A 15,657-nucleotide genomic window follows, 5' to 3' on the forward strand; every position below is an offset into this window, starting at 1 on the left:
AAGCAAGTATTTACATACTTGCTTCTTTATCTATATATTGGCACAGCAATTCATAATCCTCTGGAAAAGCTAAACACAATTGTTCAACTTCATGTATCCCTTTCCAAGCAATTTCATGTATTAACTCATCAGGATCTTGGATTTTCATATTACCGCCTATTTGTTTAACAAAATAATAATGGACATACACTGGAACACCGTATGTAATACCCTCTTTTTCATATATTTTATTTACAACTTCCACATTGTAACCTGTTTCTTCCCAAACTTCCCTGATACAACATTCTTCTAGTGTCTCTCCCTTTTCAAGTCCTCCACTTGGGACAGACCACCTTTTTTCTTCTCCCTCTTTGCCCTGCAATACCATTAAAACTTCATTTTTTTCATTTACACATACCGCTGCACTACCTATCCATCTCTCCATAAACATCCCTCCCCTACTAAAATTCGCCTTCTTTATTATTTTCCCCTTGAAAAAAAGAGGAAAATAATAAAACAATGACGAAAAGTTACATCAACTTCATAGACAATCCCTTCTTAGAAATTAAAACTGGAAGGATGAAAATATGATTTCTAATTATGTTGTGGAATGTGTCTTTTGTGAAGAAAATCGAAAACCTCGCCAAGCTATTGTCACAGTTCCCGCCACTACTCAGCTACTAGCCCTTGAAAAAGTGCGCGCGGAATGCAAACGTCGCTTCGGAAAAACTGTATTATTGCAAACAGAAATTAAAGAAGAAATAATTTTCGAACAAAAAGAAAGCTGACCATAAATTGGTCAGCTTTCATATCCGATCATATTTTCACATGAAGATTAGGGGCATCCTCTTTAAGGATCGGGATTTTCCCATTATGTACGTTCCATAATGGTCATCGAACAATATATTTCTATGCAATTAACTATTGAATAGAATAGGGCAAAACTTGTTCGCATTTTTAGAAAAGGGATAGGGATATAATTCAAGTAGTACTTCGAATACTCGAACTTTACACTCATAATATTAAAACAAATCCTTTTATATGGGAAATATGAATTACCTATATAATTCATTCGTAAAATATATTAATAGTTTGCTATATTAATTTTATCCCGCTATTTGTAAGCAGTAACCCCCTACTGATTATAATTTCACTTTATTCCATCAATAGCATACAACCAGCTAAAACCGGTGTCATAATCATCGAAAACCTCAAAAGCGTTCGCGGTGCATAATTTGTAAACTTCGCGCCAATGTATGCCCCTAACATGGTCCCAATCAATACTTGTAATAACAATATATAATCTAAATATCCTTCCGAACTATATCCTATCCCGCCTCCAATTGCAATCGGTAATATAACAAGCATTGTTGTCCCTACAGATTGTTGAATCGTAAGTCCCAATAGAACCATTAATCCAAGTTGAATAAACGGTGCAGAACCAATCCCAAATGAACCAGCCATCATTCCAGTAACTAATCCAAGGCATACACATTTCAACAAGTAGTTCACGGAAAACTCTTTATGTTTATATAAAGACGACTTTTCTTTGTTTTGGAACATAATTAATTTAATAAACATAAAAATTGCCGATAAAAATAACATCCCAGCTGTAAACCAATGAAGAAGATGTGCTGGTATAAGTGAACCAAATTTAGAACCAATATAAGAGCCAATTGCGCCAAATCCCCCAACAATCCCGCCTATAATAAGTGCAACATTGCCTTCACGGTAATGACTTACAACACCTGATAATGTCGTAAATGCCATTGCAGTTAAAGATGTTGCAAGAGCAACATGAATAGGAATTTGGAATACTAAAGTGAGTATCGCGATAATAAATCCAGCTCCTCCAGCTCCAACAAATCCTAATAAAATACCCATTACTAACATTGTTATAATAATTGCCACAGACTTTCCCTCCAGTAACACAATTATCCATCATATTTATCCTTACATACAAATAAAAAGCATCCTAGACGGATGCTTTTTATTTCAATGATATGTACTTAATCTTGATTAATCAAAATAACTGCTGGACCAGCGACCACCACTCCAGCTACTTCTATCTTTTCAAATTCCTTTACTGTAATAGAGATAACTCCTTCTCTTTCCATCAATTCTTTACTCAGGACATCAGTCGGGATTGCTTTCACCGTCTTACCTCCTTTTCATTTATACAATATGATAAAATGAAACTTTAATCAGTGGGGGGTTTTTCCGTACTTATTAATTATTACCCCTCACCAATCGGACTAATAATCACCCAATGCATCTATATATATGCATCACCTCCGCTTTCATTCCTTATTCCACTCAAAAACCTTCTCCCCCTTCCGTGACATATTGAAAAATAAAAAAGAAGCTATAACATATAGCTTCCCTCTACATTTCTTTAATCTTTATGCACCGTATATTCCATGACTTTTCCATCTCTATCAAATTGGAAAACAAGCTGTTCGCTATCTATTGGAATAAAGCCACGTTCAGTCCCAAGATAATACAAAGTGATAACTCCTTCTTCCCCACTTCTCGTGTCCGTTGAAGCTCCTAACAATTGTGTAATTTCTTCATTTGATTTCCCTATTAATTTATATTTTTGTAATAGATCATCTACCATATGTATCCGTTTCTCTGCATGATTTAACCATCTATTTTGATTAAACTTTGACGTATATTCATTTACACTTAGTTGTACAGTGCATACTATTAATGGTATGAGTGCTACTATTAAAACCCCAGACATTTGCTTCTTTTCTTCATTACGATTTTTAGAAGCATATAAAATAACCCTTTGAACCATGACTAATAAAACAAATGGTATGAATACTACAAAAATGCTCCTTACACTTAAGGGCATATGGATCATATCGATGACGAATATAAATAGAATGTACATTACTATATACAAACAAAAATAGACATACAAAATGCCACGTAGCATAGCGCTCAGAAAGATCCCCCCTTTTAACTCACTATATAATTCATCCTGCTAATCATTTCTCGAATCTGTTCTAATTCTTGCACTGTATATACTATTTTCCCTGCTAAGATTTCATTTCTGAAGAACGTTACAATTTGCTCCCGATCTTTTAATCTAGGTGTTTCCTCACTAGAAAGATCTATTATTTCTTTTCCATTTTCATTATAAAAATATACAACTGGTTTTACCTTTTCTTTTATACTATTAGTCTGCATTTCTTTCAAACAATTGTATAAAATTTGAGATAGTTTCTTCGCCTTATATACTGGATTCCCTTCATTTTTCACTTGTATAGTTGACGAATCTTTACCTACTATATATTCAAATGTCTCTTCTTTTTCAACTTCTTGTTGATACTTACCCATTTCATCAATCATAAATGAATATATACCAGCATTTTCTTTCGTTAAACCATGAACTAATTTCTCTTCCCATTCTTTCGTCTCAAGTAGATAAATACCAGTTTTGCACAAGATGAGATGATGGATTCGATTATCGTTTATTTCACTATTATTTTTAATAAAAACATTCGGCATGATTTGAATTTCAGCATCTAATATGATGCCTTGCTCTATGAATCCTCGCTTCATATAATGTAATGTTTCGTACGTATTCATTTCAGCGCCGTTTTTAGTATATTCTCGTAAATTTGCAATTAATTTTTGAAACATATGTATTTCATTATTATGTTTATTTTGTATTTCACTACGTTCTTTACTATGCTGCACAGCTAATTGATTTTTCATCATACGCATATTTTCAATTTCTCTATTTGCACTTACTTGTAAATCATTGTATTTTTTATGTTCCATATTTTTCAAATTATTTTGTTGTTCTGTATGCTCTATCACCGTAGCTGCAATTTCATTTTTATACGTTTCAATCGCTTGTTTCTTTTCAAATTCTACTTGCTGACTCTCTGATTCTAACTGTTTATTTTTATAAAACAGCACAAATACTACAGCTAATAATATTAAAACCGCACCTATTAGCACATAATTCATATTTTTACCCCTTTATTTCATTTTCGATTATTTTTTATAAATATATCTACTATAGTATACTATGGTTTCGATACAGACTTTGTAAAAGTTGTATATTTTTAATAAAAGGCACCTCTGACGGGGCACCTTTTATTTTCACTCTATTGTACACCATACTGAATATAACTTGGATCGTAGTATATCCATTGATTTGTCCCTAAGCAAAGCCATCCATCTTGCTTACTCCATACTCGATACGATTCACCATGATGTAACTGTCTTATAACATTTCCTTTTAATGATGGAGCATCACGCAAATTTACATTATCACCAGTAATAGTCGCCACATAATGTTTATACTGAATATAACTCGGATCATTATATACCCACTGATTTGTCCCTAAACAAAGCCATCCATCTTGTTCTCCCCAAACTTCATATGTTTCGCCACGATTCAATTGGCGAATTACACTAGACTGCAAAGATGGTCCACTTCTCAAATTCACATTATCTCCATTAATTATAGCAACCCCGTACACTGGAGTTGCATTATTAGGCGGGGAAACATTCCCTCCACCACTTGCTCCATTCCCTTGTAAAGCTTCTAGTGAAACTGCAGCTGATACATCACAATTTCCTACACCTGAAATTTGTCCAGAATCTGTGTACTGCCATGCTGTCCACGCTGTCCATCCACCAGCATCAGCAGGCGGTGTACTCGAGTATTTAGCAACCCAAAGCGGAATATCACTTAATCCGCTAATTCCGAACTCATTAATATACCAAACTCCTGTATATAACATTACATCTTTTCCAGTAGCCTGTTTCACATAATTTATGAAGCTTCTTGCCCAATTCGATATAGCGCTACCAGTTAAATTACTATTAATCGGATCTTTTGGTGATTCTAAATCCAGAACTGGCATTAAGTCTGTCTGGTTACTTTGTAATATACTCACAAAATATTTCGCCTCTGAAATTGCATCATTTTGTTCTGGGCGTGCAAAATGGTATGCACCAATTAATACATTCGCACTTCGGGCTGCTTGTACATTTTTAGTAAAAGTAGGATCAATGTAATCTACACCTTCTGTCGCTTTTGCATACGCTGCTGGAATTCCAGATGCCTTCACTGCATTCCAATCAATATTCCCTTCCCAATGAGACACATCAATAAACGTAACATTTGAACTCGATCTGTTTTGCATATAAAATCTCCTATCAATTTTTTTACTTCGTATACATACAATATGTACAAGTTTCATAAGAGGACACGACATTTATGCTATAGAAACAAAGAGTAAATATATTTTGTATACAAAATAAAAAAAGACCTTGTATTTACAAGGCCTTTTGCAAACTCCCTTTATTTTGTAACAAGTACATATTATAATACAAACCTTGCTCAATTAGTAATTCTTGATGTGTTCCTCTTTCTACTATCTCTCCATCATGCATCACAAAAATTTGATCTGCATCTTGAATTGTAGATAACCTATGCGCAATGGCTATCGTCGTTCTACCTTTTCGCATTTGTTGCAACGCTGTTTGAATAGCCTCTTCTGTTTCTGTATCGATATTAGCTGTTGCTTCATCTAATACTAATACTTTCGGATTCGTTGCTATCGTTCTAGCAAAAGCAATTAATTGTCGTTGACCGCTTGAAAATGCTGCACCTCTTTCTACTACTTCTGTTTCATACTGCTCTGGTAACTTTTCAATAAACGTATTCGCTTGCACAAATCGAGCAGCTTCTTTTACTTCTTCATCCGTAATTTCTTCATTATACATACGAATATTTTGCTTTACATTTCCAGCAAATAAAAATGCATCTTGCAATACGAGTCCTATTTTCTTTCTAATTTCTCGTTCTTCAAATTTTTCTAAATCTACACGGTCTATTACAATATTTCCCGACTTAATATTATAAAATCGCATTAACAAATTCATAATCGTACTTTTTCCGCTACCAGTATGCCCAACAAAAGCAACCGTTTGCCCTTGTTTCACGTGAAATGATACATTTTTTAAAACGTCACGCTTTCCATCATATGAAAAAGTAACATTTTTAAATTCAATATCTCCATCGACAACTTGAGGATTCTCATTGCCTTTTTGAACCGGTGCTAAATCTTTCTCGTCCATTAAATGAAATACACGTGATGACGAAACAAGTGCCTGTTGGAAAAAGGACAATTTCATCATCATCTCATTTACAGGTTGGAAGAAACGATGTATATAGTTAACAAAAGCATATAAAACTCCTACTTCAACAGGGCTCTTTAAAGCATCAATCCCAAATAAACCTAGTACTAACGCAATAGCTACAATATGTACTAAATCCGTAGCTGGTCGTAAAAGTAATGCGTCTAACTTCAAAGTACGTCGCCCTGCACTATAATGTTTATTATTCACTTCTTCAAACTCTTTTCTCATACGTTTTTCTTGTCTGAACACTTGAACAATATTCATTCCTTGTATGGACTCGTTCAATTTTGCATTTAACACGCTTAGTTGATTACGTACTTCTAAATAAAAAGCTGCACTTTTCCGGCGATATAATACCATAATCGCGAACATTATCGGAATTAATATGAGAGAAAATAACGCTAATTTTACATCTAATAAAAACATCGCTATTAAAATACCTACTAAAAAGACTACATTTTTCACAAATGTTGATAATACACTGACATAAAAATCTTTAATCGCTTCCGTATCATTCGTTATACGAGATACGAGCGTACCAATTGGCGTACGATCAAAGAAACTTAATGACAGATTTTGAACATGTTCATATACTTCAACTCGCATATCTTGAACAATCTTAAAAGCAATGTTCTGAAAGTACAATAGATTTAAATACGTAAATAATACTTTTAATAAATGAGCAACTATGTAAATTACAAATAAAGTAACGAGTGCTGATCGTTCAAAATCCCGCGGTACTAGGTGTTCATCAAGGAATTGTTTAATTAAAAAAGGCCCCATCATTTCCGTTACTGTCGCACCAACTAAAAAGATAAATGCTAAAGATAGCAACCCTTTATATGGCTTCATATAAGAAAGCAATCTACTTAAATCACTTCGCTTCTTCTCTACCATCATACGCCTCCTTTCTCGACTAAAGCTTCTAATTGCTGGCTTTCATACATTTCCTTATACCAGCCTTTTTCCTTCATTAATTCCTCATGTGTACCTCTTTGTACAATTCTACCTTCATCAACAACAAGAATAAGATTAGCATGCTGAATTGCACTTAATCGGTGTGCAGTAATAATCGTCGTTTTCCCTGCTCTTTCCCTCTTTAAGGCACTTAAAATTGTCTCTTCTGTTTTTGCATCTACCGCTGATAAACAATCATCCAAAATTAAAATTTCAGCATTTGTTAATAAAGCACGAGCAATAGAGATCCGCTGTTTTTGACCACCAGATAACGAAACGCCTCTTTCCCCTACTACTGTTTCATATCCTTCTGAAAATTGGAGGATATCATTATGAATACAAGCAATCTCTGCAGCTTGGGTAATTTCATTATATGTAGCATCCGCCTTTCCAAAGGCAATATTCTCACCAATACTTGCTGAAAATAAAAAATGATCTTGCGGCACATATGAAATGGCAGAACGGACACCATGAAGTGTTAAATCTCGAATATCTCGCTCCCCAACTTTTAATTCACCATTAAAATGATCATACTCACGGATTAAACATTTTAATAAAGTCGTTTTCCCTGCACCTGTACGTCCTACAACTCCTAGCGTTTCGCCCTTCTTCAAATCAAAGTGAATATCGTTTAAATGTAACAGTTCATTTTTCTTATACGAAAATGAATCAATGGCAAATGAAACATTACCGCTCGCTATCGTATGTACAGCATTTTCTCTATTTACTACATCTGATTTTTGTGAAAGAATTTTTTCTACACGGTCATATGAAGCACGCCCACGCTCCATAATATTGAACAACCATCCAAACGCTAACATTGGCCAAACGAGGGTACCTAAATATGTCGTAAATGTAACGAGATCACCTACTGTTAATTCACCTCTTACAACTAATACCGATCCGTAACATACTGCAATTAAAAAAGAAAATCCAACGATAAGAGCGATTGTCGGATCAAATAACGAATCAATACGTGCAACTAACACATTTTTATGCACAACATCTTCTGATTTTTTTCGAAACGCCTGCAAATCTTCTTTCTCTTGTCCAAGCGATCGAATCACTTTCATTCCACTCATACTCTCTTGCACTTTATCATTAATTTCCGAAAACGATTGCTGTGCTTTATGAAACCTTTTATGTAATAACGTTCCATAATAATTTGTCGAAATGGCTACAATCGGCATCGGAATTAAACTTAACAATGTTAACTTCCAACTAATTGTAAAACCCATCGCTACGAGTACACATCCCCCAACAGCTAATGAATCAACAAGCGTTAAAACACCCGCTCCAGCAGTTTGCTGGATTGCTTGAATATCATTAGTCGCATGTGCCATTAAATCACCTGTTCGATTTGACTGATAGAAAGATGGACTCATCTTTGTAAAATGTTCATATAAATTTTTTCGTAATTGGCGAGCTAATTTTAATGAAGACCCGAAAATCATAATACGCCATATGTAACGCAATATGTACATCGTAATACCTACAATTACTAATAGTACAACCCATTTTAGTAACTTATCGGTCGTCAATGTTTCATCATTAATTTCATCTACAACGATTCCAATTACTTTTGGTGCTACGAGCTCTAAAAGTGCAACGCCAAATAATAAAATAATTCCGGTTATGTACGCTCGTTTTTCTTGTTTAAAAAACCACGCTAAATTCATAAACACTTTCATTTTTTTCCTCCTCCCTTAAAATGAGCGATGTTTTCAGTTTACCAAAAATACAGAATTTTTAAAAGTTTTAAAAACTGTAACTAACAAAAAGAAAGACACTCTTAGTGAGTGTCTTTTAGCGCTTATTTCATTTGTTGCTTGTTCATCGCGCTCATCATTTGATTGATTTTCTTTTGGGAAGGTTTTTGTCCCATTTGCATCATCATCATTTTTAACATTTGTTCGTTAATTGGTGGATTTTTTTGTAAGTAATTCATCATGTATTTGCGGGCAATGAAAAATCCTAACGCCACGCCTGCTACTAGTGCTACTACGCCCACTAGAATACCTAACCAAATTGGCATATATTTTCCTCCTTCATGTTGTCTACCTTACAGTGTACTAAAACCTTTTCAATAAGACAAGATACAATTCGACATTTTTTACACATATGTTCGTACTTGTTTTAGAGGATTCAGCCATCCGTACTTTGTATTTTCATAATCCATAGCTAAAAATGTTAATTCACACTTTCTTAACACCTCAAAGAAAGTCGTTTCCATAGAGACATTTCCAGAGGTATTCATACGAATATAGTGCGGTTTCACCATTATTTCACCGTACTCCGCTCCCGTATAAAGTGTATGTGTATGATGTGTTCTATCATATTTACCAAGAACGCGCAAAGCTTGTTCTAATTTATGATGAATTTTCATTACTTGCAATGGTTTCGTTATATACATCATTTGTTTATATAACACTTTTTTCTCCGAAAGGGACCCAGATTCTGAAAATCGAGCAAATAAATCAAAAAACAAATATTCACGACCAAAATAAGATTTCGCAATATCCTCTTGAATTAAATACAATTCATACGTTTTCATTTTTCCCCTCCCAATCTGGACAACCTTTTCCCTTCATTATATATAAGAAAATTTGCAATGATTGTCTGACTGCGGAGAGATAAAAAACTTTTTCTGTCGAAAAAACTCATTTACATAGAAAAATCTCTCCATGCCGGAGAGATTTTTCTGAAATCATTAAAGCATTTCTTTTACTTTACGAACAACGTTCTCTACAGTAAATCCATACTCTTCCATAATCTTCTCACCAGGAGCAGAAGCACCGAATGTATCGATACCTAACACATCTCCTTCAAGACCTACGTAACGGTGCCATCCGAATGTAGCACCCATTTCGATTGCGAAACGTTTTGTTACTGCTTTTGGTAATACAGATTCTTTGTACTCTGCAGGTTGAGCTTCAAAACGATCCATAGATGGCATGCTGACAACAGCTGCGTCAACGCCGTCCGCTGCTAATGCTTTTTGAGCTTCAACAGCTAGGCTTACTTCAGACCCAGTTGCAAGTAAGATAACATCAGCCGTTTCTTTCTTGCTTGCAGAAACTACATATGCACCTTTTGCTACTTTTTCATACGTATCATCTTTTGCACCTTCTAATGTTGGAAGGTCTTGACGAGTTAATACTAAAGCAGTTGGTTTGTTTGTAGATTCTAAAGCCAGTCTCCAAGCTGCAACAGATTCGTTACCATCAGCTGGACGGATAACAGAAACGTTCGGCATTGCACGAAGCGCTGCTAATTGTTCGACTGGTTCATGTGTTGGACCATCTTCACCAACAGCGATACTGTCATGTGTGAATACATACGTTACTGGCAATTGCATTAATGCTGCAAGGCGAATTGCTGGACGTAAGTAATCAGAGAATACGAAGAACGTACCACCGTAAGTTTTTAAACCGCCATGTAATGCAATACCGTTCATTGCTGCACCCATTGCGAACTCACGTACACCGTACCAAATGTTTTTACCGCTGTAATCGTCTCTTGTAAAGTCTTTTTCATTATTCATGTATGTTTTGTTAGAACCAGCAAGGTCAGCAGATCCACCGAAGAATGATGGTACAGACTCTGCAATTGCATTAATTACAGCACCAGAAGAATTACGAGTTGCTGCTTTTGATCCTAATTCATAAGTTGGTAAGTTTTGCTCCCAACCTTCTGGAAGTTGACCGTTCATTGCTGCTTGGAATTCGTTTGCTAATTCTGGGTATGCTTGCGCATATTCACCTAGCATAGTGTTCCACTCTGCTTGCGTAGTTTCACCAACATCTTGTACTGTTTTACGGAAGTTGTCGTATACCTCTTCTGCTACGTGGAAGTCTTGTTCAGCAGTCCAAGCATATGCTTCTTTCGTTAATTTTGTTTCTTCTACACCAAGTGGAGAACCATGTGAAGCTGATTTTCCTGATTTGTTTGGAGAACCGAAACCAATTGTCGTTCTTACTTCAATTAGCGTTGGGCGTTTTTCGTCAGCTTTCGCTTCTTCAATTGCTTTCGCGATTGCTTCAATATCGTTTCCATCCTCAACACGGATCACTTGCCATCCGTATGCTTTGTAACGATCTTCTACACTTTCAGAGAATGAACGATTTAAATCGCCATCTAATGAAATATCGTTTGAATCATAAAGCACAACAAGACGACCTAATTGTAAATGAGCAGCTAATGAAGATGCTTCAGCAGAAACGCCCTCCATTAAATCTCCATCACCACAAATAGCGTATGTATAATGATCTACTACATTATACGCATCACGGTTATATTTAGCAGCTAAATGTCTTTCAGCCATTGCCATACCTACAGCAGTTGCAATACCTTGTCCAAGTGGACCAGTCGTTGCATCTACACCAGCTGTATGACCGTACTCAGGATGTCCTGGAGTTTTGCTTCCCCATTGACGGAAGTTCTTTAAGTCATCCATTGTTACATCATAACCAGATAGATGAAGTAGGCTGTATAATAACATTGAACCATGACCTGCAGATAATACGAAACGATCACGGTTAAACCACGTTGGGTTATTTGGATTGTGTTTCATAAATTGAGTCCATAATGTATAAGCCATTGGTGCTGCACCCATTGGCATTCCTGGGTGACCAGAGTTTGCTTTTTCAATCGCATCGATGGATAATGTGCGAATCGTGTTGATAGAAAGTTGTTCGATTGAATGTGACATGCTATTCTTCCCTTCGCTTATATTAGTAAACGTTTTATACATTTATATGATAGCTTCCCACGCAAGATTATACAACATGTATCGACAAATATGTTGATATTTTTTTGATTTTTTATAAAAAAATCAATGTTTCCGGGAATGTATGGGCATTCAATATGACATACTTTTTCATTATTTTTATTTTAAAAAGAAAGGGAATTATCTGTATATTTATACAAATTTCTTCTATACTTACGTTTTTAAATACGTTTTTAAATACGTTTTTAAAAATATAAAAAGCATCTAACTTCGATGCTTTTCAAATAAGTTAAACAATCCGTTTGCGAATCGAACTTGAAATCAAATCAATTATAATTACCATTAAAATAATACCTAATAAAATAATCCCAACACGAGACCAATTCCGTGAACTCAGCGCAAAAATTAAAGGTGTACCAATCCCTCCTGCTCCGATAACCCCTAAAATCGCAGCGGATCGTACATTAATTTCAAATCTGTATAACGTATACGATAGAAAGTCTGGTAACACTTGTGGTAACACTGCATACCAAAGTATTTGAAAACGGTTTGCTCCTGTTGCTAGTAACGCTTCCGTCGGTCCTTTATCTATGTTTTCAATTCCTTCTGAATATAGTTTTCCTAACATTCCAATAGAATGTAATCCTAAGGCTAACACTCCTGCAAAAGAGCCTGGACCAACAGCTTTTATAAATAAAAGAGCCATAACTAATTCAGGAAACGTACGAACAAAACTAAGTACAAATTTTCCAGATCCTGAAGTTAATTTTCCACTACTCATATTCGTTGCCGCCCAAAAGGCAAACGGAACAGATAAAAATGCAGAAATAAATGTACCTAATATCGCAATTGCCAACGTATCAATTAATCCATGCAATAAATCTTCACCATCTGGCAAAGATACATACGACCAGTCTGGATTCAATACCCCTGTCATAATTGCTTTCGTGATTTCACCTGCTGTGTCCTTTATCCCTTCTAATGGTACTCCTGAAAAGGCCCAAACATAAACAAATGTAATTGCTATAAAAATAACCCAGCGATATACACTCGGTTTCTTCAGTTTTGGCACAATCATCGTCGTTCTATTCATTATAGTTTCTCCCGCAACAATGTACTAATGTAGTCAATTAACAAAACAACAATAAGGGTATAAATAATTATAGAAGCAGTTTGTTGATATTGTAAAAATCCAAGTGTACGATCATAATATAGTCCAATACCACCTGCTCCTACTAAACCTAGGACAGTCGCTGCACGTACATTCACCTCAAATGTATATAGTACATAGGAAACAAAGTGTGCTTTTACTTGTGGAATGACTCCATAAATAATCCATTGCACCTTAGTAGCCCCTACAGCTGTCATCGCTTCTAGTGGGCCAGGGTCAATTGATTCAATTGATTCATACAACAATTTCGCTACAAGTCCAATTGAAAAAAAAGTAAGAGCCAAAATACCTGGAAGTGGCCCAATTCCAAAAATCGCTACGAAAATAGCCGCCAATAATAAATCTGGTATCGTTCGTATAAAATTTAAAATCATTCGAGCTGGACTGTATAAAAATGTGTTAGTAAACACATTACTTGCTGCAAACAATGCAAGTGGAATAGCTAAAATCGCTCCTAAGGTCGTCCCAATAATCGCCATACGTATTGTATCTAACATCGCTGTTGTAATAACTTGAAAATAACTCCAATCAGGTGGCACCATTTCTTTCAATAGATCTACCATATTTGGAAAACCGTCTACCAGTTTTGAAAATGATGCATCTACTTGTACACTACTACTCCACAACATTAAAATAACTAAAATAAACGTTAACATATGTTTCAATTTACTCGGCGGCTTCGGTATTTCATTTGAATATATCGTCACGTCATTCATTTTACTGCCACCTCTAATAATTCGCTTTTCTGAGCAACGTCCCCATAAATTTCAGCAAATTTTTCATCCGTTGCTTCTTCTACTAAACCGTCAAAAACAATTTCTCCTGCATGTAATCCGATAATGCGTGTCGCATATTGTCTAGCCAAATCAATAGAATGTAAATTTACAATTGTCGTGATTCCAAAATCTTCATTAATTTTTTTCAAATCATCTAGCACTTGCTTTGTCGTAAGTGGATCTAACGATGCAACAGGCTCATCTGCCAATATGATTTTTGCTTCTTGCGCCAATGCTCTAGCTATCGATACACGTTGCTGTTGTCCTCCTGATAATTCATCAGCACGTGCATATGCTTTTTCTAAAATATTCACTCTTTTTAATGCTTGAAATGCGAGCTCCACATCTTCTTTCGGAAACAAACCTAACGTTGTACGTAGTGTGGAATGATATCCAACACGACCAGCTAATACATTTTTTAATACTGTTGATCGCTTTACAAGGTTAAAACTTTGGAAGATCATACCGATATCCCGGCGCATACGCCTTAATCCTTTTCCTTTCGCAGAAGTAATAGACTCACCTTCAATAATGATTTCTCCTTCGGTAATCTCATGAAGACGATTTACGGATCTGAGAAGTGTAGATTTTCCGGCTCCGGATAATCCGACCATTACAATAAACTCACCTTTTTGAATCTTTAAATTTATATTATTCAATCCCTTTGTGCCATTCGGATACATTTTGGAAACATTTCGAAACTCTATCACACATCTTACCTACTTTCAGTGTATTATCAATAACTAAAAAACGGCAAACTAACTGAAATCTCACACCTTCCAGCTAGCCGCCATTTCACTATGTATTATTGCGTCTTCACTGTCTTTCCATATTCACGAACAATATCAAATTTACTATCATCAGATTTAATATATCCTTCATGGGAATATACTTCTTTAATGATTTTACGGCCTTCCTCATTTTTTCCAATTTCAATGAAAGCATCTTGTAATTTCTTACTCCACTCTGCATCTAAATCCGAGCGTACAGAAATTGTATCGTTCGGAATTTTCTCAGTAAATTTCACTATTTTCGTTTGATCAAATATATTCGGATAATCTTTTTTTACAATATTACGAGCATCTTGGAATACAACAGCTGCATCTACATCACCATTTAAAAGTGCAATAAGTGACTGATCATGGCCTTTTAATGTAACAGGTTTCACATCCTTTAGCGGATCAATTCCCTCTTTTAATAGAACAGCTGCAGGCCATACATATCCTGCTGATGATGTTACATCTTGATAACCAATTTTTTTACCTTTTAAATCTTTTACACTATTTATATTAGAGTCTTTTTTAACAACAAACTCAGATTTATAATAGTCTACTAAATCTTTTGTAGGAGCTCCTGTTTCATCCTCTACTCCAAAACGTTGTGCTTGCAAAATTACATTAGCAGCCTTCTTTTCATGTGCTAACACGTACGCTGTTGGCGGTAAAAACCCTACATCTACTTGTTTAGATGCCATCGCTTCTACAATTGTATTGTAGTTAGTTGAAATACTAACTTTTACCGGAATATTTAATTTATCGCTTAATAGCTTTTCCAATGGTTTTGCCTTCGCCTCTAGCGTATCCGCATTTTGAGAAGGAACAAATTGAACATTTAAGGTCTTTGGTACATAATCTTTTTTCGTATCTTCATTTTTACTTGCACTTGATTCTTTCGCTCCGCAGCCACTTAATAATCCCGCCGCTAGTACAACTGTTGTACTCATTGCAAAAACTTTTTTCAACATATTAATGCCTCCATTTTTCTTGTTATGAAATAAGCTTCCGTAAACATGAAGAAATATATCACATATTTTGATGCACAATTTGTTATTTACAGAATCTTTACACATTCTATACATTCACATCAAAATT

General features: G+C 35.3%; 16 protein-coding genes. 1 reads left to right on the plus strand and 15 read right to left on the minus strand.

The window, feature by feature from the left end; all coding sequences use genetic code 11:
• Positions 1–10: 10 nt before the first annotated feature.
• The gene (locus ACYFX0_RS02905; protein ID WP_000442975.1) at positions 11–424 is read right to left on the minus strand and encodes an NUDIX hydrolase; all 414 of its coding nucleotides are present in this window, start codon (positions 422–424) and stop codon (positions 11–13) included.
• Between the two features lie 142 nt (positions 425–566).
• Between ACYFX0_RS02905 and ACYFX0_RS02910 the strand changes: the two genes are divergently transcribed.
• Positions 567–767, plus strand: coding sequence for a DUF3903 domain-containing protein (locus ACYFX0_RS02910; protein WP_000625226.1), 201 nt, complete (start codon positions 567–569; stop codon positions 765–767).
• A 367-nt stretch (positions 768–1,134) separates the two neighbouring features.
• Here the strand turns inward: ACYFX0_RS02910 and ACYFX0_RS02915 are convergent, their stop codons facing one another.
• The 14 genes from ACYFX0_RS02915 to ACYFX0_RS02980 all read right to left on the minus strand — a co-directional run bounded on the left by ACYFX0_RS02915 (position 1,135) and on the right by ACYFX0_RS02980 (position 15,530).
• The gene (locus tag ACYFX0_RS02915; protein WP_000974667.1) at positions 1,135–1,890 is read right to left on the minus strand and encodes a sulfite exporter TauE/SafE family protein; all 756 of its coding nucleotides are present in this window, start codon (positions 1,888–1,890) and stop codon (positions 1,135–1,137) included.
• A gap of 98 nt (positions 1,891–1,988) precedes the next feature.
• A complete protein-coding gene (locus ACYFX0_RS02920; protein WP_000644411.1) occupies positions 1,989–2,135 on the minus strand; it encodes a BC1881 family protein in 147 nt (48 codons plus the stop codon).
• 239 nt (positions 2,136–2,374) lie between these two features.
• A complete protein-coding gene (locus tag ACYFX0_RS02925) occupies positions 2,375–2,923 on the minus strand; it encodes a hypothetical protein (protein ID WP_000943748.1) in 549 nt (182 codons plus the stop codon).
• A gap of 23 nt (positions 2,924–2,946) precedes the next feature.
• On the minus strand, positions 2,947–3,966 hold the full coding sequence (locus tag ACYFX0_RS02930) for an NERD domain-containing protein (RefSeq protein ID WP_460269829.1): 1,020 nt from the start codon (positions 3,964–3,966) through the stop codon (positions 2,947–2,949).
• Between the two features lie 140 nt (positions 3,967–4,106).
• On the minus strand, positions 4,107–5,153 hold the full coding sequence (locus tag ACYFX0_RS02935) for a GH25 family lysozyme (RefSeq protein ID WP_106103180.1): 1,047 nt from the start codon (positions 5,151–5,153) through the stop codon (positions 4,107–4,109).
• 133 nt (positions 5,154–5,286) lie between these two features.
• Positions 5,287–7,050: an ABC transporter ATP-binding protein gene (locus tag ACYFX0_RS02940; RefSeq protein WP_106081782.1), complete on the minus strand. Its 1,764-nt coding sequence runs from the start codon at positions 7,048–7,050 to the stop codon at positions 5,287–5,289.
• Complete coding sequence (locus ACYFX0_RS02945) at positions 7,050–8,801, minus strand: ABC transporter ATP-binding protein (protein WP_106081783.1); 1,752 nt, start codon at positions 8,799–8,801, stop codon at positions 7,050–7,052. The genes ACYFX0_RS02940 and ACYFX0_RS02945 overlap by 1 nt, the downstream gene beginning before the upstream one ends.
• 122 nt (positions 8,802–8,923) lie before the next feature.
• Entirely contained in the window at positions 8,924–9,145 is a 222-nt protein-coding gene (locus ACYFX0_RS02950; RefSeq protein ID WP_001123317.1) for a YneF family protein, read from the minus strand.
• A gap of 78 nt (positions 9,146–9,223) precedes the next feature.
• Positions 9,224–9,664 carry a sporulation inhibitor of replication protein SirA gene (sirA, locus tag ACYFX0_RS02955; RefSeq protein ID WP_000860652.1) on the minus strand — a complete coding sequence of 147 codons (441 nt, stop codon included), beginning with the start codon at positions 9,662–9,664 and terminating at the stop codon, positions 9,224–9,226.
• Positions 9,665–9,820: 156 nt separating this feature from the next.
• Positions 9,821–11,821 (minus strand): transketolase, encoded by a 2,001-nt coding sequence (gene tkt / locus ACYFX0_RS02960; RefSeq protein ID WP_000019774.1) that lies wholly within the window; start codon positions 11,819–11,821, stop codon positions 9,821–9,823.
• 307 nt (positions 11,822–12,128) lie between these two features.
• Positions 12,129–12,932: a phosphonate ABC transporter, permease protein PhnE gene (gene phnE, locus ACYFX0_RS02965; protein ID WP_460269834.1), complete on the minus strand. Its 804-nt coding sequence runs from the start codon at positions 12,930–12,932 to the stop codon at positions 12,129–12,131.
• Positions 12,932–13,726 carry a phosphonate ABC transporter, permease protein PhnE gene (gene phnE, locus ACYFX0_RS02970; protein ID WP_106081785.1) on the minus strand — a complete coding sequence of 265 codons (795 nt, stop codon included), beginning with the start codon at positions 13,724–13,726 and terminating at the stop codon, positions 12,932–12,934. The genes phnE (ACYFX0_RS02965) and phnE (ACYFX0_RS02970) overlap by 1 nt, the downstream gene beginning before the upstream one ends.
• Positions 13,723–14,496, minus strand: a complete 774-nt coding sequence (gene phnC / locus ACYFX0_RS02975; protein WP_000569232.1) for a phosphonate ABC transporter ATP-binding protein — start codon at positions 14,494–14,496, stop codon at positions 13,723–13,725. The genes phnE (ACYFX0_RS02970) and phnC overlap by 4 nt, the downstream gene beginning before the upstream one ends.
• A gap of 95 nt (positions 14,497–14,591) precedes the next feature.
• Complete coding sequence (locus ACYFX0_RS02980; protein WP_106081786.1) at positions 14,592–15,530, minus strand: phosphate/phosphite/phosphonate ABC transporter substrate-binding protein; 939 nt, start codon at positions 15,528–15,530, stop codon at positions 14,592–14,594.
• Positions 15,531–15,657 lie beyond the last annotated feature (127 nt).

Source organism: Bacillus sp. NEAU-Y102 (assembly GCF_054788175.1).